Annotated in this window: 16 protein-coding genes and 2 pseudogenes; 14 read left to right on the top strand and 4 right to left on the bottom strand. The window is 59.9% G+C overall.

Annotation, left to right across the window (positions count from 1 at the left end; all coding sequences use genetic code 11):
* A pseudogene (locus ESZ60_RS21520) lies at positions 1-105 on the top strand (integrase); the annotation flags it as partial.
* Between the two features lie 202 nt (positions 106-307).
* On the opposite strand, the gene ESZ60_RS19280 reads toward ESZ60_RS21520, so the two are convergent.
* The 4 genes from ESZ60_RS19280 to ESZ60_RS19265 all read right to left on the bottom strand — a co-directional run bounded on the left by ESZ60_RS19280 (position 308) and on the right by ESZ60_RS19265 (position 4849).
* The gene (locus ESZ60_RS19280) at positions 308-2608 is read right to left on the bottom strand and encodes a xanthine dehydrogenase family protein molybdopterin-binding subunit (protein WP_134682318.1); all 2301 of its coding nucleotides are present in this window, start codon (positions 2606-2608) and stop codon (positions 308-310) included.
* Positions 2609-2611: 3 nt separating this feature from the next.
* Positions 2612-3064, bottom strand: a complete 453-nt coding sequence (locus ESZ60_RS19275) for a (2Fe-2S)-binding protein (RefSeq protein WP_134682317.1) — start codon at positions 3062-3064, stop codon at positions 2612-2614.
* A 601-nt stretch (positions 3065-3665) separates the two neighbouring features.
* The gene (locus tag ESZ60_RS21515; protein ID WP_245155785.1) at positions 3666-3884 is read right to left on the bottom strand and encodes an ACT domain-containing protein; all 219 of its coding nucleotides are present in this window, start codon (positions 3882-3884) and stop codon (positions 3666-3668) included.
* 194 nt (positions 3885-4078) lie between these two features.
* A complete protein-coding gene (locus ESZ60_RS19265; RefSeq protein ID WP_134682316.1) occupies positions 4079-4849 on the bottom strand; it encodes an IclR family transcriptional regulator in 771 nt (256 codons plus the stop codon).
* A gap of 154 nt (positions 4850-5003) precedes the next feature.
* Here ESZ60_RS19265 and ESZ60_RS19260 point away from each other — a divergent pair, with 154 nt between their 5' ends.
* The 13 genes and pseudogenes from ESZ60_RS19260 to ESZ60_RS19200 all read left to right on the top strand — a co-directional run bounded on the left by ESZ60_RS19260 (position 5004) and on the right by ESZ60_RS19200 (position 18267).
* On the top strand, positions 5004-5945 hold the full coding sequence (locus ESZ60_RS19260; RefSeq protein WP_134682315.1) for a carbohydrate ABC transporter permease: 942 nt from the start codon (positions 5004-5006) through the stop codon (positions 5943-5945).
* Positions 5946-5962: 17 nt separating this feature from the next.
* Positions 5963-6805 (top strand): carbohydrate ABC transporter permease, encoded by an 843-nt coding sequence (locus ESZ60_RS19255; protein ID WP_134682314.1) that lies wholly within the window; start codon positions 5963-5965, stop codon positions 6803-6805.
* Between the two features lie 36 nt (positions 6806-6841).
* Positions 6842-8116, top strand: a complete 1275-nt coding sequence (locus ESZ60_RS19250; RefSeq protein WP_134682313.1) for an ABC transporter substrate-binding protein — start codon at positions 6842-6844, stop codon at positions 8114-8116.
* 76 nt (positions 8117-8192) lie between these two features.
* Positions 8193-8936: a ribonuclease activity regulator RraA gene (locus ESZ60_RS19245; RefSeq protein WP_134682312.1), complete on the top strand. Its 744-nt coding sequence runs from the start codon at positions 8193-8195 to the stop codon at positions 8934-8936.
* A gap of 13 nt (positions 8937-8949) precedes the next feature.
* Positions 8950-10020: an ABC transporter ATP-binding protein gene (locus ESZ60_RS19240; RefSeq protein WP_134682311.1), complete on the top strand. Its 1071-nt coding sequence runs from the start codon at positions 8950-8952 to the stop codon at positions 10018-10020.
* A gap of 22 nt (positions 10021-10042) precedes the next feature.
* Positions 10043-11008 (top strand): mannonate dehydratase, encoded by a 966-nt coding sequence (locus ESZ60_RS19235; RefSeq protein WP_134682310.1) that lies wholly within the window; start codon positions 10043-10045, stop codon positions 11006-11008.
* 26 nt (positions 11009-11034) lie between these two features.
* Entirely contained in the window at positions 11035-11946 is a 912-nt protein-coding gene (locus tag ESZ60_RS19230) for an NAD-dependent epimerase/dehydratase family protein (protein ID WP_134682309.1), read from the top strand.
* A gap of 265 nt (positions 11947-12211) precedes the next feature.
* Complete coding sequence (locus ESZ60_RS19225; protein WP_134682308.1) at positions 12212-13948, top strand: DnaJ-like cysteine-rich domain-containing protein; 1737 nt, start codon at positions 12212-12214, stop codon at positions 13946-13948.
* 82 nt (positions 13949-14030) lie between these two features.
* Positions 14031-14756, top strand: coding sequence for a hypothetical protein (locus tag ESZ60_RS19220; RefSeq protein ID WP_134682307.1), 726 nt, complete (start codon positions 14031-14033; stop codon positions 14754-14756).
* A 152-nt stretch (positions 14757-14908) separates the two neighbouring features.
* A complete protein-coding gene (locus ESZ60_RS19215; protein ID WP_134682306.1) occupies positions 14909-15307 on the top strand; it encodes a hypothetical protein in 399 nt (132 codons plus the stop codon).
* A 308-nt stretch (positions 15308-15615) separates the two neighbouring features.
* Positions 15616-16905 (top strand): hypothetical protein, encoded by a 1290-nt coding sequence (locus ESZ60_RS19210; protein WP_134682305.1) that lies wholly within the window; start codon positions 15616-15618, stop codon positions 16903-16905.
* A 95-nt stretch (positions 16906-17000) separates the two neighbouring features.
* Positions 17001-17291, top strand: a pseudogene (locus tag ESZ60_RS19205) (IS5/IS1182 family transposase); the annotation flags it as partial.
* A gap of 100 nt (positions 17292-17391) precedes the next feature.
* Positions 17392-18267, top strand: coding sequence for a hypothetical protein (locus ESZ60_RS19200; RefSeq protein WP_134682304.1), 876 nt, complete (start codon positions 17392-17394; stop codon positions 18265-18267).
* The last annotated feature ends 164 nt before the right edge of the window (positions 18268-18431 follow it).

The raw sequence follows: 18431 nt of genomic DNA, 5'->3' as shown, positions 1-18431 counted from the left end.
GCGGTACAGCTTCTGCTGGGCCACACCAAGATGGACAGCACTGTCCGATACCTCGGCGTCGATCTCGACGATGCGCTGACGCTGTCAGAGGGGATAGATCTGTAGTCCTGAAGCCGGCCGGCACGTATCATGTCGGCCGGCCCTAACCGGTCGGTCAGTATGACAAACGCGTCGCGGCGGAGGTTCCCCACAGCGGCCACTCGTGCTCGTCGCGGCGAGCATCGCTGCGTCGGCTAACTTGACGCTGTCAATCAACCTCCCGGAACAGGTGATCCCGCACGAATCCTACTCGCGGGGTTTTCTGGATTCAGGCGTCCACTCCCATCGGCAAATGTCGACGCCGCTCGCCGGTAGCCGCGAAGAGTCCGTTCGCGATCGCGGGAGGGACCGGCGGCACGCCTGGTTCGCCCACTCCGGTTGCATGGACCGAGAAGGGATGCGACACGATATGGGTGACGACCGAGGGGAAATTGTCCGAGCGCACGACGTCGTAATCATAGTAGTTCGACTGCTCGACCGCACCCTTTTCGAAGGTGATGCCAGAATGCAGCGCCACCGTCATGCCCATCACCGCCGCGCCTTCCAACTGGCTGCGGATCCGTTCGGGGTTTGCCGCGAAGCCACAGTCAATCGCCATGTGCATCTCGGGAACGGTAATCTTGCCCCCGGTCACCTTCACCCGCGCAGCACAGGCGACATAGGAGACGAAGCTTCTATGGACGGCTAGGCCGATGCCCTCGCCTTTGGGCAGGTCCTTTCCGTAGCCGATGCCGTCAGCGGCAATGTTCAGGACATTGATGAGCCGCCCGGTATCGATCGGGAACTCGGACATCGGCTCGCCGTAGTTCCAGAAGTCATCCGGCAGACCAGCCGCCTTGGCATCGAGAACCCGCGGCGCGCCGATCAGTTCAAGCCACATGGCCCTCTGATCCTTGCCGAGCTGCGCCGCCAACTCGCCCACGCAAGACCCGATCGCCCAGGCATGAGGGATATTCGACACCGAACGGAACCAACCGATGCGGGTATGCGCCAAGGCCTTGCCGCTTTCACAGCGGATATTCGCGACGCCGAAGGGCAGGTCGCTCATGCCCATCCCCTGTTCCAGCGGCATGACATTGCCTTCGTCCGGGGCAAAGGTGGACAGGATCGAGGGCGCCACCGAGCGATGCCGCCAGCCGGTGACCTTCCCGGCCGCGTCCATCGCGACATCGATCCGCTCGGCAGACGTCGTGTGGTAGAACGAGTGCTTCACATCGTCCTCGCGCGCCCACTGGACCCGGACCGGCGCTCCGACCGCCTTTGAGAGCAGCGCCGCCTCGGTGACGAAATCGGCTTTCGATTTTCGTCCGAACCCGCCGCCGAGAAGGGTGACATTCACCTTCACCTTCGCAGGATCAAGCCCCAGCGCCGCCGCTGCATCCACGCGCGCGGCATAGGGGCTCTGGACCGGGGCCCAGATCTCCAGTCCCTCCGCGGTATAATGCGCAATCGCTGCCGGGGGCTCCATCGGGATATGCGCGATGTGGTCCTGCGTATAGGTTCCGGTGAAGGTCTTTGCCGCGCCGGCGAGGGCCGCGTCGAAATCTCCCTGATTGCGTGCGACCGTTCCGGGTTGCTCGGATGTGGCGATCATCTCGGCCATATAGGCGGGCGAACTGTAGGCGCCATGCGGCCCTGCCTCCCACGCGATCTTCAGCCGCTCGCGACCATCCAGCGCCGCCCAGGTATTGCTTGCCACCACGGCGATCCCGCCAAGCGGCGCGAACTTCGTGGGCATCGATGCATAGGGTAGCTCGTGGACGCTCTCGACCCCCGGCACGGCGAGCGTCTCGGTCGCATCGTAGGAACTGGCCTTCCCGCCGACCACGGGTGGTCGGGCGATCACCGCGAATTTCATGCCGGGAAGGACCACGTCGGCACCATAGATCGCGGCTCCGGTGGTGATGTCGTGAAGGTCGGTGATCTGCACCTGACCCTTGCCGATGTAGCGGAACTGATCCTCGGTCTTATAGGTGATCTCGGCATGTGACGGGACGGGCTGCGCCATCGCCTGGACGGCCAAATCGCCGAAGCCGACGCTTTGACCGCCGGGTCCTGTCACTTGATGCATCTCGACCTTGACCGCCGTCGGCTCGACGCCCCATTGCTGGGCCGCCGCCCGCTGCAGCATGGTGCGAACCGATCCTCCGATCTTGCGCGCAACCTGAATATGGTGGCGCATGGAGCGCGAGCCGTCCGTGTCCTGATTGCCGTAGGTCGGCTCGTCTCCCGGAGCCTGCACGATTTTCACCCGCGTCCAATCGGCCTCCATCTCGTCGGCGATGACCATGGGCAATGAGGTGCGACTGCCAGTGCCCATTTCGGAACGATGGGCGACAAGGGTGACGGTGCCGTCCGCATCGATCGAGACGAAGATGAGCGGGTTCTCGATGATGCCATGTGGCATGTCCGAACCGCCGACCGCATAGGTGTCGAAGGCACGGGCCGGAACGGCATAGGCCGCAATCGCGAAACTGCCGGCTGTCCCAAGAAACCCGCGGCGCGTGACCTTGGCCAAGCGCACGCGTTCCTGCGCGCTTGCCAGATGGGGCTGGATATATTTCAGCATGGCTCAGGCTCCTGTGCTGGCGAGGCGAACGGCCTCGACGATCCGCTGGTAGCAGCCGCAACGGCAAACATTGCCGGACATCGCCGTCAGGATCTCGTCGTCGGTCGGTTTCGGCGTTTCGTTCAGGAAGGCTGCGGCCTGCATGATCTGGCCAGTCTGGCAGAAGCCGCATTGCGGCACGTTCCGGTCGCGCCAGGCGACCTGAACCGGGTGATTGCCGGCAGGGTCCAGTCCCTCGATCGTGGTGACACTCTTGCCGGCAACCTCTCCGAGGGTTGCCTGGCAGGAGCGGACAGCCTTGCCGTCGACATGCACGGTACAGGCACCGCAAAGCCCGACGCCACAGCCGTATTTCGTTCCCGTGAGGCCAGCAATGTCGCGGATCGCCCACAGGAGGGGCATTGCCTCACTCTCGCCGAACTCCCGCTCGACGCCGTTCAGGGTGAATGTTGTCATGGCTTCCTCCCGCTACTGACAACTTGGCGGTAGAAATGGAATTTAGAATCGCAAAACCTGAGCCGACGCAGCCTTCTGGCTCGCCGCCACCACGATCATACCACGATTGCTCATTTGGAGCAGCGCGGAGCATATCTGTATCGGATTAAACTCGGACACGAGCAAAATGGGCTATCGCGTACGCGTCGTGCAGTCTGGCAGAGGTCGAAACACACAGGGAGTATGCAGTCTGGTCGCCGCTGCTGCCGGAGAATCATTTTCTACAGCCTGATTTGCCGACAACTCCAATCTCAGGGGATCATTCACGAACTGATCTTCCGCGCGCGATCCCTCGAAGAGCTCTAAGCCAGCCCTTCGCCGGGCCTGCCGCACCTTCACCCATAGTCGGCCCACTCCGGCCATTCGATCGCGGCGCACGCTGCGCGGCGGCATTCGCCGAAGCGGACGCTCAAACGCCTCGCAGCGAGACCGAATATGACTCTGGCTATGATGCGGAAAAACCGACCTTCGTAAGAGGGAAATCACTGACGGTCTTGAGCAATTGTGTGCAAGCAAGATCGTCATGGCTTCGGTTGCACGACCAGCAGGGATGAAAAGATGGTCATGTAAGAATCCGGATATATCCCACCGCTTCCAGAAACGAATGCACCGTCATGGTGATCATTCGACATGAGAATTCATATGCAAGGCCCTGCGCCTCGACCTCTTCCCGCAGTAGGATCAGCGTCAAGCCTTCCGCTTCCTGAAAAATCATCCGGGGCGACAGACCAGCCGGGACGTTCTCAGGCTCGACCGTCACGAAAACGAATACGCCTCGCACCAGTTCTGCCGAAAGGCCGCGCAGCAGGTCGTCCAGGTTATTTTCTCCACTCGTGGGTTCTTCTTTTCAGCCTGCTTCACTGGGTGCTGGAAAGTTTCTTCGTGGTGATGCCGCTAACGATCAGGCTGGCATAGCGGGCCCAATTAGCGGCGAATAGTGCATTGCGGCGCAGAAACCAAAACCGAGTTCCACCCCTACAAAATTTCACTGATGTGTCGCGCAGCAGCCTGGGCGGCATTCAGCAACGATGCCTCGTATTCCTGAGAGATATCGGCGAAAAACGGAATGCTCAAAGCTGCGGTGACCTGCCCTTGCCGGTTCCTGATGGGGGCGGCGCAGGCTCGGATGGACAGGTCGAACTCGCCGGGGTCGATCGACCATCCTTGCTGGCGTATCTGGTCAAGTTCCGTCAGAAGTTCCTGCGGGTCGCTCAGCGTGCGCTCCGTGTAAGTCGGCAGCTTGCTGCCCAGAACGCGATCGATCTCGTCCCGCGAGGAATGCGCAAGAAGGACCTTGCTGCCAGCCCCGGCGTGGATCGGCAAATGTTCCCCGAGTTGCGCCTGCAAGGCGCGGGCCTTCCGCCCCAGGCTGATTGCGACGACGACGACCTGCCCGCGATCACAGACTGAGACCTTCACCGTCTCTCCGATCGTGCGGCTGACCTCGTCGATGATGGGCTGAGCCGCGTTCGCGACTCGCGTCCCCAAGGCTCCGACCGTCACGGAATCGGCGAGACTCAGCAGCCTGCTTCCGAGCACGAAATGGGCATTGTCGAGCTGGCGCAGCATGTCATGCGCCAAGAGGGAATTGAGGATCCGATAGGCGGTCGAGCGCGTGACGCCGGCTGCCTCGGCGACCCTGCCAAGGGGCAAGCCATTGGGCTGGCGCTCTATTTCCGTGAGGATCGCCATCATCTTCTCGATGGCCGGATTGCGGTTGGCAGACAGTTCGCTTTCGTCGGGCATGGCTTGACAGCTCGCAAATATGGACTTTATAAGTTTATAATGTGAACTCTGAAGTGTCAAATATGAAACTACAGAATTCGTGAGGCGAAGGAGGATCAGGCCGGCCCCATGGGATCGACCTGCTCGCAGGGCCGCTGTCGGGGAGGACCGCGTCGTGACGAAAGAGAATTTGGCCGCGGGCTTGCCCGATGGCTTCACGGCGCCGCCATTGCCGCGCCGGATAAGGAAGCATCGACCGGACTGGCTCGTCGCCTATCTGTTCCTTGCGCCGGCCGCGGCCGTATTTGCCACCTTCGTCGCCTATCCGATGGTGGATGGCGTCTCGACGGCCTTCTCGAACCAGATGGTCGGGCAGGACAGCGCCTTCGTCGGGTTGGCGAATTTCAAGAAGCTGTTCTCGGACCCCCATTACATCCGGGCCGCCTGGAATTCGCTCGTCCTGACGCTGGGAGTGGTCGCGGTGAAGCTGGTGCTGGGGCTTGGCTGCGCGGTGGCGCTGTCGCAGCCCATGCCGATGCGTGGCCTCTTGCGTGCCCTTGCCTTCCTGCCCTGGGCGGTTCCGGGCCTGATCGCGGGCCTGTCCTGGAAATGGATCTTCGACGAGCAGGCCGGCATCCTGTCCTATCTTGCCATGTCGCTGCACCTGTCGGACCGGCCGATCTACTGGCTGTCGGACCCGAGCTGGGGCCTGTGGTCCATCGGCATCGCGATGATCTGGCACGGCCTGCCTTTCTTCACCATGATGTTCCTGGCCGCGCTCAGCTCGATCCCGTCCGATCTCAATGAGGCGGCGGCGATCGACGGGGCAAAACCGGTCCGGCGGTTCTTTTCGGTCATCCTGCCGCAGCTGAAAGAGGTGATCTTCGTCACCGTCATGCTGTCGACGATCTGGACCTTCAACTCGTTCCACATGGTCCATGTCCTGACCGGCGGCGGGCCAGCCATGCGCACCCATATCCTGCCGACGCTCGCCTATCACTACGGCATCGCCCAGAGCAAGCTCGGCCTCGGTTCCGCCGTGCTCGTCTCGGTCATCCCGGTCTTCCTGATCCTCATTGTGCTGCTGACCCGCCGCATGCTGAAGGACGAGAACTGAAAAGGGAGGGGTGGAAAATGGTCCGTTCGAAATCTGAAAAATCGGCGCGCAGGATATTCACGACGCTGGGCGTTGGGTTCTCGGTGATCTGGGCGCTGGCGCCGATCTACTGGGTGGTCGTCACCTCGCTTAAGACCTCGCGCGAGATCTATGCTTACCCGCCGACGCTCTATCCCCACAAGCTGACATGGTCGAATTTCGAGGCCAGCATCTGGGGCTCGCAATTCATCCGCTATGTCTGGAATTCGGCGCAGGTCGCGGTGGCGGTCACGATCATCTCGGCGGTGGTGGGCGCGCTCGCGGCCTATCCGGTGGCCCGGATGCGGTTCAAGGGCAAGGCCATCGCCGCGCGCACCATTGTCACGGCCTATCTGCTGCCGCCGTCCCTGCTGTTCATCCCGCTGTTTCTGGTGCTGCAATCCATGGGCCTGATGAACACGAAGACCGGCCTCGTCGTGGCCTATCTGACCTTCACCGTCCCCTTCTGTACCTGGATGCTGATCGGCTATTTCCGCACCATTCCCGCCGAGCTGGACGAGGCGGCGCGGATGGATGGCGCGAGCCGTATCCAGACGCTCCTGAAGGTGATCCTGCCGATCGCGACGCCGGGCTTCGCTGTGGTGGCACTATTTGCCTTCACTCATGCCTGGAACGAGTTCCTCTACGCGCTGGTCTTTGTCCATTCCAACGAGACCAAGACCTTCACCGCGGGACTGAACGGTCTGATCATGGGCGACACCTTCATCTGGGGCCAGCTCATGGCCAGCTCGGTCATCGCCATCATTCCCATACTTGCCATCTACATCGTCGCGCAACGGTACATCGTGGAGGGATTGGCCGCCGGCAGCGTCAAGGGGTGATCCCCAGGAAATCAATAGTTTGGAGGAGGAAAACACATGAAGAAGCTTATGGCCTCGTTGACGACTTCGGTCGCATTGCTGTTGCCCGCGATGTCCCATGCACAGGATCTGACGATCTGGGCGATCCAGGCATTCAACCAGCAGGCCGATGACCTGATCACCCAGATGGCCGAGGAGTTCGGGCGCGAACGCGGCATCTCGGTCGAGTACAGCATCGTTCCGGCCAATGTCCTGAACGAGCGCCTCGCCGCCGCCATTCAGGGCGATGCGATGCCCGACGTCTTCATGAATGTCGGCCAGCAGGTGCAGTACTTCGCCAAGCTCGGGGTGACCCAGCCACTGGACGATGTTCTGGCCGATATGCGCGCCGTGGACGGTGGCATCTATGAAAGCACCGTTCCTTCGGTCATGCGCGATGGCAAGGCCATGGCGCTGCCGCTCGAGGTCGATGTGGTGCCGATGTTCGCGCGCAAGGATCTGCTGGAGGAGGCCGGACTTGGCCTGCCCAAGACCCTCGACGAATTGCGCAGTGCCTCGCAGGCAATCCTCGCCAAGAACCCGGCGATCACGGCCTTCGGTCTTCCGACGAGCGAGGCCAATGATGCCGAAACCATGGCCCGAATGGTGGTCTGGTCCTTTGGCGGCCAGATGTTCGACGAGACCGGGACCAAGGTGACATGGAATTCGCCCGAAACGGTCGCGGCCTACAAATACATCGCCGACATGTTCGCCGAGGGCACGATCCCGCGCTCGACCCTGACTTGGGACGATGCCGGCAACAATACTGCCTATCAGACCGGACGCGCCGCTTTCATCATGAACCCACCCAGCGTCTACAGCTGGCTCAAGGAAAACGATCAGGACCTCCTGGCCGACACCGCCTTGATCCCGATGCCGGTCGGACCGGGCGAGAATGGCCGCTCGGCCACGCTGCTTTCGACCTTCTCGTGGATGGTCAGCAACAAATCCGACCGCCAGGACGACGCGAAGGCATGGCTGCGCTATTTCTTCGCGCCCGATCACTACCAGAAGATCATCGAAACCGTCGGCGGTCGCTGGATCCCGATCTATCCGAACATGACGAAATCGATGCCGCTCTTTGCCGAGAACCCCGATTTCGCCAATTTCGACGAAATGGCGCGCAATGGGGTCGTCGACGGCTTTTCCGGTCCCCCGACTCCTTGGGCGGCGACCGTCAGCACCTCCAAGGTCGTGACCCAGTCAATCCAGCGCGTGCTCGTCGATGGCGAGGCGCCGGAGGATGCCGTGGCCTGGGCCGCCGCCAAGATCGACGAACTCAAGGTCGAGTGACCCTTCGGGCTCCCGGTCGAGACTGGCCGGGAGCCTCGCAGCGGATACCAAGAAAACTCTTTTCAGGATCAAGATCGTGACCCACACCCCTGACATCAAACGCCCGCCGCGGGCACTCTGCGAGGCGCTCGCCGCGGTGGGCAGCGCGACTGCCGCTGGCGAATTGAACCAGATGGGCCTGCGCGACACCTTCATTCGCGGCCCGGTGCCTTATACGCGCGGGCGCTCGATCGCCGGCCCGGCCCTGACGCTGCAATTCATGCCCAAGCGCGAGGATGTCTACGGGGCCAACGAATATGATGACCCCGAGGCGCAGCTGCACCGCCATGCGCTTTACCACACCCAAGAGGGCGACATCATCGTCGTCGACGCGCGGGGCGACATGACGAGCGGGATCTTCGGCTCGATGATGCTGAGCTATTTCGCGGGCAAGGGCGGCAAGGGCGTCATCATCGACGGCTGCATCCGGGATTCGGCGCAATGCCTCGAACTCGATCTTGGCTACTGGATCAAGGGCGTCACGCCAAACTACCACACCCAGACCAACATCATTCCCTTTGCCGTCAATGTCCCGATCGCATGCGGCGAGGCGCTGGTCTATCCCGGCGACATCATCATCGCGGATGACGATGGCGCGGTCGTCGTGCCTGCCGCGATGGCGCAGGAATTGCTGGAGCGCGCCACCCATCACGTCGAATGGGAAGAATTCACCCGCATGAAATTGCTGCAGGGTGCGGACCTGCGCAAATATTACCCGCTGCGCGAGGACGCGCGTGGCGAATATGAAGCCTGGCGCACCGCGCAGGCAAGTCACGGCTAAGCGGGAGCATGTCATGGCTGATGTCCGTCTGAACCAGATCCGGAAGACATTCGGTGGCCATCAGGTCATCAAGGGGATCGATCTCGATATCAAGAGCGGCGAATTCATCGTCTTTGTCGGCCCCTCGGGCTGCGGCAAATCCACCCTTTTGCGGCTGATCGCGGGGCTTGAAGAAATCTCGGATGGCACGCTGGATATCGGGGGGATGCGGGCAAACGAGGTGCCCCCGGATGCGCGCGGCATCGCGATGGTCTTCCAGTCCTACGCGCTCTACCCGCACATGACCGTGCGCGAGAACATGGCCTTCGGCCTGAAGCTCGCCAAGATCCCGAAGCCGGAGCGCGACGCCAAGGTCCGCAAGGCCGCGGCCATGCTGCAACTGACCGACTATCTGGACCGGTTGCCCAAGCAGCTTTCCGGCGGTCAGCGCCAGCGCGTCGCCATCGGCCGCGCCATCACCCGCGACCCCGACGTCTTCCTTTTCGACGAGCCGCTGTCCAATCTCGACGCCGCCTTGCGGGTCGCGACCCGGATCGAGATCGCGAACCTCAAGGATGCGATGCCCGGCACGACGATGATCTACGTGACGCATGACCAGACCGAGGCGATGACGCTCGCCGATCGCATCGTCGTGCTGAATGCCGGTCGGATCGAGCAGGTCGGCAGCCCTATGGAACTGTATCACCGTCCCGCCAATGTCTTCGTCGCCCAATTCATCGGCTCGCCGGCGATGAACGTGATTCCGGTCGAAAGCTCGGGCGATCGCATCCGCTTTCCGGGCGGCGGCGAGAACGATCTTCCGGCTCATGCGCGCATCGTCGGCGAAAGCTTGCAATTCGGCATTCGCCCGGAGCATCTGCGCGAGGTTCCGCAAGCCGAGGCCGCGTTCAGCGGCACCGTCACCAATGTCGAGCGCCTCGGCGAGCAGGCCATCGTCCATGTCGAGATCGGCAATGGCACCATGCTGGTCGCCAAGATCGACAACGACACCCCGGCGCGCAAGGGTTCCGTGATCCATTTGGCCTATGACCCGGCGCGCGCGCATTTCTTCGATGCTCGGGACCAGGCCATCTGCGCCGCCTGACATCCATTCTTACGGAGACATCATGATCCAGATCGCCGAATTCATCGCGCCGACGCCCAACAAGATCTGGCGGCTCGCGCAGCAGGCGGGCGTCAACCTCGCCGTGGGCGGCCTGCCCCCCGAGGATCTCGTCCATGCGGGCGAGACCTCCTGCGACCTCGGGCCGCTGACCCGCCTCAAGCAGCGCTACAATGACGCGGGTTTCGAACTGCGGGTGATCGAATCCCGCCCGCCGCTGAACCTTGCCAAGCGTGGCCTGCCGGGCCGCGACGAGGAGATCGACGAGGTCTGCAAGCTGCTCGTCAACATGGGCAAGCTGGGCATCCCGGTCTGGTGCTACGAATGGATGACGGATTTCAACTGGCTGCGCACGGATTTCGCCCGTCCCAGCCGCGGCGGTTCGGTGGTCACCGCCTTCGACCTGTCACAGGTGCCCGAGGATCTGACCGACCAGCCGCCGATCAGCGAGGACGCGCTTTGGGAGAGCCTCGAATACTTCCTTCGCCGCGTGATGCCGGTGGCGGAAAAGGCCGGGGTCACGTTGTCGATGCATCCCGACGACCCGCCGACCTCGCCGATCCGCGGTGTGGGCCGGATCATGCGCACCGTCCCGAATTTCGAGCGCCTGCTGGAGATGATGCCGTCGGAGTGCAACACGATCACCATGTGCCAGGGCAACTTCACCCTGATGACGGGGGACTTGCCCGCGACCATCAGGAAATTCGGCAAGAAGATCAGTTTCGTGCATTTCCGCGACGTCGAAGGCGATCCGATCAGGTTCCACGAGACATGGCATGACGCCGGCAAGACCGACATGGTGGCCTGCATGCAGGCCTACCGCGATATCGGCTTTGACGGCGTCCTGCGCCCCGACCATGTCCCTACCGTCGAAGGCGACAGCAATGACGATGCCGGTTACTCCGCCTTTGGCCGACTTTATGCCATCGGTTATATCCGGGGCATGCAGGAAGTCGTCTATCGCGACTGATCGACTAAGGGCGGGGAGGATTCGTAATGCGGGAAGAGCAGGGGCAGGTCGTGCTGGTTACCGGTGCCGGCGGCAATCTTGGCGCGAAGGCGATCAAGGCGCTGCTTGCGACCGATTGGTGTAGCCGGGTCGTGGGGCTTTATTGGCCTGCACTGCCCGCGGACCTGCCCGCCCATCCCAAGCTTGAGCCCGTCATCGCGGACTTGACGCTTGCGGATGGGCCGTGGCGTAAGCACATGCAGGGCGTCGATTGCGTTGTGCATTTTGCTGCTGTCAATCCGTTTCCTGACGCGTCCTGGAAGGAGGCAACTGCTTCCTTCGACATGACTGTCAACCTGGGTCTTTGCGCTGCAGCCGAGGGCGTCTCGCGTTTCATCTTTGGTTCGTCGAACCATGTCATGGGTGGCTACAAGGATGGCGAACTTGCGGCTGCTCTGCGGCCCGGAGGTCTATCCGAAGGCCTGCCTCCCGCGCCCGGCACGCGTTGGCATGATGGCCAGAAGTTCATGGATTCTACAGTCTATGCCACATCCAAACTGATGGGCGAGCGCTTTCTTGCGGGGCTGGCAGCCGGAGCGGGTGGGCGAATGTCCAGCATCTCGATGCGGATCGGATGGATATTGCCGGGAGAAAACAATCCGAGCCATATCAGCGTAACAGGCTCTCATGGAAGTGGTAGCAAAATGCATCCTCATGCCGGCGCAGATGATGTACGAAACCTGCAATGGTTTCGTGGGATGTGGCTCTCGAACGAGGATTTCCGACGGTTGATTTTGGCGGCGATTGGCGCGGGATCGCAATCCTGGTCACGGCCTAGCATCGTCGTGAATGGCGTTTCGGCAAATACGGGGATGGATTGGTCGCTGGCCGGCGGCGCGGAACTGATCGGCTACCACCCGGAAGACAATCTATTCACTCAACTTTTTCTCACCAATTAGCCGCAAGAAACCCAACAGGAAAAGGACGTTTGCCCAACCGCGATAGCGTTGCAGAGTTGGGTACACTTCACGCTTCAAGTAGTTTCGGCCCACAGCTGCCGCTCGCGCCTAGCCAATGCCGCATGGCGGCATTCTTCGAAGCAGCCATTTGAACGTGGCGTGGCATTTTGAGCCGACGAGCGTCAGCGGCGAGAAATCCGCTTGCCTTATCCAACGAAGTAAGCAGCTATAACATATTGGGAATTCAAAATTAAAAGCCAATTACATGAGCAACGACACTGCTTCGCATATTTTTTGCAGTCGCATCCACGCCAAACTGGATGAAGACTATCGAAACACGACCTCGGACTATACCCAGCAACTCCGACAGAATATCACCCTCTTGGCCTATCCGTATGATGCTGAGGTGAAGTTAGAACTTTGCTTCCAGTTCGACATCACGCGAATTGATTGCATTCCAGACAAGACGCTTGAAGAAGCCAAGGCTGAGCTGGATGTGGTCATGAACGAGCGAATTTCGGCACCTTGGGTAGAACACTGGGTCCATGACAAAGCGTCGGATTCCCAGGGTACCTTTGACACCGCCTCGCGCCATTACCGTGCCATTTGCGACCATTGCGACGGTGAGAGGATCGAAGATTGTCCAGATTGCAATGCCAAGGGAAAGGTTCGATGCACGGGCTATGGTTGCTGTTCTGGTCAGGTTTCCTGCTCATCCTGCAGAGGTGAGGGTACTGAAAAGTGCACCGGCTGTTCCGGTAGGGGCAGCGTCACGAAGCAAGTACAGGTGAGCTATTTCGTGCACTATGCGAGTGGAGGCTTCGAACAGAAATTTCGATACGAGAACAGGGATGTCACGTGCTCGGTTTGCGCCGGAAGGGGGCGAAGTGGGACCTGCTATTCCTGTTTGGGAGCCAGGACCGTCTATTGCTCGACCTGTATCGGAAAGGGCGAGATCAATTGCTCGCGATGCAATGGGAGATGCAATATTACCTGTACATCCTGCTATGGTCGCGGCCTGAAAGGCTTTGAGCTGTCGATGTCGCCCAAGGTCGACCGGAGCTACATCTACTTCCCGACCGAAGCGCAGGCGCAGGCGTTCAATGCTCATAAGGAAAATCTGCCGGGCTTCATCACTCAGGAATCCGCCTTCAAATGGAGCAATGTCAAAACCAAGCAGGAATACAATACCGGCTCGGCGACCTATAGCGCGACGGTCTATGTGGCTGGCGCCAATGCTGGCAATCAAGAGGGTCAGTTTCAGATCGCCGCCGGCCATGAAACTGAAAGAATGTTGGTCGACAAGGCTTATCTGCTTGAACTTGTTGCGCCGACGCTAAGGAACCTTGAGGCCGCGGATTACCCAGCGCTGCTGGCCTATCCCTTGGGGCGCGACCTGCTGCATCGCGTGGTCTCGGCAGAAGATCCCTCAGAAGATATGGTGACACGCTACGGCGCGCTCGAACATGTGGGTGAGGCCCTCGGCAAGGCGCGCGCCAGCATGCAGCTTTATCTGCGGAAGGGCGAACGAGATTATATCCTTCTGTTTCTTTTGGTTGGCTTCGTCTTGGCTTTGCTGCGTTTCTCTCCGGACGGGTTGAAGATGTTCAACGAGCTAGGTGTGCCACCTGGCCCTTATTACTCGCTTCTGTTCTGGTCGCCCTGGCTTTTAATGACCTTTTGCGTCCTTGCCATGTCGCGCAGGCGGCGCATTCGGGCAAGCGAAATCATGGGGGAAGGCGCTAGAGCTAAATCCGCAAGTTGGATCAAAAATGCAGGGATGCTTCTTGGGGTTCAGCTTTGCGGGCTGCTCCTTGCGGCTGTAGTGAATACCCCGATTTCCACGGCTCCGACGAAATGGGATTGGGCGAACGGAAGCGCATCGGATGTGGGAGAGTATATAGGTGAGACGCTGCTTGCTCCGCTGCTGGGTTTCGCCGTCTCGTCTCTTAGGGTCGAAAGAGAGATGAAAAACCTCTGGGGTGTGGAAGGAAAATCCTGACAATCTTATTCTCTGGGCCAACGTTTGCCGCGCTGGTCTTATGCTTTTTGTACAATCACGTTTCCATTTCGAAAGACACTGCATGAATATCTTCCACTGCCTGCTTGCTGCCGGAATCATCCTGCTTTCGGTCACATCCGCGAAGGCCGAAACCTTTCGTGACATCCAGCTCTTCGGCGTGCAGCCGGGCATGTCCTATGATGAAGCTAAAACGGCGCTGGAGGGACAGGGATTCAAGCTCGTGACGCAGCATCAGAATGGCAAGGAGGTCGAGTTCACCGCGCGTCAGGTGAATGTGATTGACGCCGCGCTTGGCTGGGCCGCCAAGGTCGACATCTGGAGCCGATCGGAATTCCTCAAGGATCATCTGTCGATGACCTTGGACACATCCGAGCATGATCGCGAGGTGCTCGGCGTTCTCTATCAAGGCCCCAAAGCCGCGCTTTCAGATAAAGACGCTCTTCCGGGCCTCCCAAGCTGCGAAACGCGCGCTTACCACATTTCTGGCCAGGGTGCGGCGCGTGAGGCGCATTGGTTCTACGATGCGGCCGGTGCGCAGATCGATGCCAAGGCATTGGCCGATGTTTGCGACTTGCACGAACAATCCGCCATCCCGGAAATCACCTGGTATGTGCGGGAAGGAAAAACCCCGTCCCATTCCTATTCCCTGACCGCCCGCGAAGCCGTGTCAGAGAGCGATATCTTCTTGCAGCTGCAGGATGATACGATGCTGTATCGCCATGGGCGTAACCAGATCATGAAGGAAAAAGCCAAGGCGGAATACGACCTCATCCGAGAAAGAAAGTGATCCACATTCTTGCTCGATGATTCCATCTGAATTCAAGGCGCTGTGCTGTGAAACAAGGCGTGGGGCGGCAAAGGTTGTTGCACCTGTCGCGCGCCGTGTCCCTGCAATGGTCAGATCGCTCAAGTTTATTTTTTCATCCACGGATAACTCCCATGTCACATAAGACCTTCCTTATTCCGCTGCTTCTTTCGGGTAGCATGGCAGTCTCAGGCTGCAATGATCCGCTGGCCCAGCAGAAGTACGACGAGTTTTCGAAGACCGGGCATCTCCAAGTCTCGGCGATGGATCTCATTGCCATGGCGACTCCTGATGCGCCGGCGGCCCAGCCAGCCCCCGTGACGCAAATGGCCCGGACGGCGGTGGTGCAGCCCGCCACCCGTGCGACGACCGCCCGCAGGACGACCGCAGCCGCACCGAAAAAGGTCGCGGCGGCCTCTCCGTCCGCCGCCAAGCGCAAGCGTCTTGTCGTTCCGGATACAGCCAAGCGGCAACTTTCTGTCGAGGGCGGCAGCGCCCCGAAAGTCGTCGAACTTGATCTAATGAATGATTGAGCCCAGTCATGAGTGACGGATATTTCAGCGAAATCAGGGCTGGGCAGTCGGTTTCGGCCCGGCAACCCTCGGGGCAAGGCCGGTCGCGGGACAAGGCGATCTTCCTATTCACCCTGACGGCGGCCTATCTGGTCTTTGAACTGGCCTTCAACGCCCGGCTTCTGGATGTCATCGGCTCATCCGTGAACGAGGATGAGATCGACCGCATCGAGTTCTGGGGTCGCATGATCAGCGGCTGCGCGCTGACGCTGGGCTTCTGGTCGCTGGCGATCGACCATCGCAAGCCGGTCTCGGCCTCTTGGCCAAGGATGATGATCGTCGCGATCCTGTGCTTCATCGCAAGCTACTTCATCCAGGAACGGATCCTGCATTTCATTTCAGACAATGCGACGGCCGGGCAAAAACGCTCGGCGGCGCTTCTGGTCTTCTCGGCCGATGCAATTCACTCCGAGGCGGCGACCTTGAGGGGGATGGACTTCGATCAAGTTGACCGGACCAGCCCGTCCTTCAAGACCTTCATGGCGCTTTTCCCCGCGATGGCCCTTTATACGGACAATGTCGAGGGCAAGACCGAGCGCGAGGTTCGTCAGCTTGTCCGCAACCGTGCCGAACGCGAGATGGGCGGGCTGAAGCATATGACGGAGGATGTCTATGCCGACAGCGAGGCCGCGATCAAGGAGAGCTACAAGTCCTATGCCGAGGGGTCGAACGCCTACCTTGCGGCGCTCGACAAGATTCCCGGTGAGCAGCAGCGCGCCAACGCCAAGTATAAGAAAAAACTGGGCCGGCGCCGTCCCGATCAAATCCCGAGGCATATGCATGCAAAGGTGGCGCGGGATGTTCAGAATGCAGGCGTACCGGTGCCGAACAACTGGAAGCCCACGGACAAGGCGGGCTTCGACAAGGCGGTGGCAAGCAAGATCACTGATCAGGCCCGCGCCGAGTTCGATGTCCGCATGAGGCGTGATGCTGGCTTCGCCATGACGCCGGCGCTCGAGTTCAAGGATTATGTTGCCCATGACATGATTCAGTCGAGATGGCGCGAAAAGTTGGGCATGACGCACAAGATCCCGCTTCGCACCGACCTGTCCGAAACCCAGTTCCGCGATCAGATATATCTTCCCTGGCTGAACGCGATTGAGGAAGACGAAACGGCGAAGCTGCTCGCGCCCGTCCCGGACTTCGAGCCCGGCGGCAAGCATGAAAAGGACGGCAACCTCGCGATCCGCATCGCCTTCGTGCCTTTGGTCGCCTTTACTTTCTCGATTGCGGGCGCTCTGTTCCACATCGTGAAAACCAGTTGGCTGGCCACCAAAGTGCTCCGCGCTGAAAAGCGGAGCCAGCTCCTAGTCTGTGCCTTGGCATTGGTCGTCACGCTTGGATATTTTGGGCCGATCACTCTGCGAGCCGACGAGATCACTCAATCCGAGCTTTACATGAAATTGGAAGCTGATGTTTCGTCAAAGGCCGGTACTGTCCTCGCGACCGGCATGCGTTTGCTGATCCAGTTTCAGCGCGGCTTCTATCCTATAGCTGAAGGGCTAAGAAGCGGGCCACTTCAGGGGCTTAGTTTCGGGGTCAACGAATCGAACAGTTAACATTGAAAGGGCATTGTTGAGAAGGTAGTCCACAGAACTGGCGGCTTGGAGATGCTACGGGCGGTACGAAAGTCGTCCACTTTTCCCTTTATGCAACGATCATTCCGCCCCGCCGAAATGCCCGGCCTTGGAAGCCGGATACGGCAGGAGCCCGCACACGCAACGAGATCCTGCGAGCATGGAAGCACCTGGGCCGTGTGCTCTGGCGGAACTGGAGCGGCTACCACCGGGGCAGCAGGGCCGAGGCGAAAGTAAACTGCGTGAAGCTGCTCGGCCAGCGGCTGATGTCCCGTGATTTTGACCGCCAGGTGGCAGAGGTCCAGATCCGGGTGGCAGTCCGCAACCGCTTCACGGCCCTCGGCATCCCGGTCACCGTGGCATTGTGATAAGTGTGTCCGGGGAAAGGGGAACTGCGGTCATCAACTGATTTGTAAAACAGCGCCCACACGAGACGCAAAAAACATTCTCTATCCGCAAGGTGCTGTTTTGAAAAAATTTTTGTTGCTGACCCAGTTGGCGTTGGTAAACGCGTCCTTGCAATCTGCAAACGACACGGAAATTGAAATGCGCAAGATTATTTTTGGAATAATCACTTCTTTCCTCATCTCGACGCCCGCTCTGGCATTGGAGCCGATTCAGACCGATGCCGGAATTCTCAAGGTCAAAGAATTGAAGGGCGGCCAATACGCACTTTCGATCGGCAAGCAGATGGTCAAGCTCGATTACTACGAGCCGAGCCGTGCCCAAAAGTTTGGAAACAAGATCCTACTGAGTTTCAACACCGGCGGGTCTGCCTGCGCCATGCTTCTGCGCTGGGTCAATGTCGAGCAGAGGAACATCAGCGTCACCGACGACTTCGGCACATGTAGCGAACGAGCTGATGTCAAGGAAAAGGACGGCCTTCTCATCGTTACCCAACAAGGTCGCGGCAGCGAAGGTGAAGTCGCTTTCGACTATGACGGTCATCGCGTCACGAAGCGTATTGTCGGCCTGGGAAGCTCGGAAACCGCCCAAAAAGCAAAAAATGACGTCTCTGCGTGGGTCGGCAAGTCGCCCTTTAAGATGCTGACCGCATCTGAAACCGAAGCTGATCTCATTGCCCAGATAGGCTGGGATGCCCTCGACGAGGCCCGGACAAGTATCATGGTCGGATCAAACAAGATGGTCGAAGATGGCGACTGGATTACCGGAGCCGGCTGCCGTCCGCATATGTGCAATACCGATTTCGGAGCAATAGCGATCCATCAGAAAACCGGCAAGGTTATTGTCGCACTGAAAGCCGAGAAGGGAAAGGCTCGCCTTTACGGCAAACCTGAAGCGTCTCTGCCAAAAGACATTCGCGAGGTCATGACAAAAAAATAGTCTCTTGTCAAATACGAGACCCAAAAACGGCGTCCGCATGGGGTAATCCTCCCCGTTTTAACGGGGCGCAGAAGTAGACCTCAGGCAGCCATTTTCAGTTTCTGGGCGGGTGTGATGCCGCCGATGCCCATGTTGGGGCGCTCGTTGTTGTAAGTCCATAGCCA

Origin of the sequence: Paracoccus ravus (genome assembly GCF_004522175.1) — a bacterium.
GTDB lineage: Bacteria > Pseudomonadota > Alphaproteobacteria > Rhodobacterales > Rhodobacteraceae > Paracoccus > Paracoccus ravus.
Note: the sequence above shows the minus strand (reverse complement) of the source record. Positions and strands in the feature narration are given on the sequence as shown.

Bases quoted from the DNA above. Each gene is read 5' to 3' on its own strand.
- ESZ60_RS19280 (WP_134682318.1), bottom strand. From the start codon at position 2,608: ATGCTGAAATATATCCAGCCCCATCTGGCAAGCGCGCAGGAACGCGTG.
- ESZ60_RS19275 (WP_134682317.1), bottom strand. From the start codon at position 3,064: ATGACAACATTCACCCTGAACGGCGTCGAGCGGGAGTTCGGCGAGAGT.
- ESZ60_RS19265 (WP_134682316.1), bottom strand. From the start codon at position 4,849: ATGCCCGACGAAAGCGAACTGTCTGCCAACCGCAATCCGGCCATCGAG.
- ESZ60_RS19255 (WP_134682314.1), top strand. From the start codon at position 5,963: ATGGTCCGTTCGAAATCTGAAAAATCGGCGCGCAGGATATTCACGACG.
- ESZ60_RS19250 (WP_134682313.1), top strand. From the start codon at position 6,842: ATGAAGAAGCTTATGGCCTCGTTGACGACTTCGGTCGCATTGCTGTTG.
- ESZ60_RS19240 (WP_134682311.1), top strand. From the start codon at position 8,950: ATGGCTGATGTCCGTCTGAACCAGATCCGGAAGACATTCGGTGGCCAT.
- ESZ60_RS19235 (WP_134682310.1), top strand. From the start codon at position 10,043: ATGATCCAGATCGCCGAATTCATCGCGCCGACGCCCAACAAGATCTGG.
- ESZ60_RS19230 (WP_134682309.1), top strand. From the start codon at position 11,035: ATGCGGGAAGAGCAGGGGCAGGTCGTGCTGGTTACCGGTGCCGGCGGC.
- ESZ60_RS19225 (WP_134682308.1), top strand. From the start codon at position 12,212: ATGAGCAACGACACTGCTTCGCATATTTTTTGCAGTCGCATCCACGCC.
- ESZ60_RS19220 (WP_134682307.1), top strand. From the start codon at position 14,031: ATGAATATCTTCCACTGCCTGCTTGCTGCCGGAATCATCCTGCTTTCG.
- ESZ60_RS19215 (WP_134682306.1), top strand. From the start codon at position 14,909: ATGTCACATAAGACCTTCCTTATTCCGCTGCTTCTTTCGGGTAGCATG.
- ESZ60_RS19210 (WP_134682305.1), top strand. From the start codon at position 15,616: ATGATGATCGTCGCGATCCTGTGCTTCATCGCAAGCTACTTCATCCAG.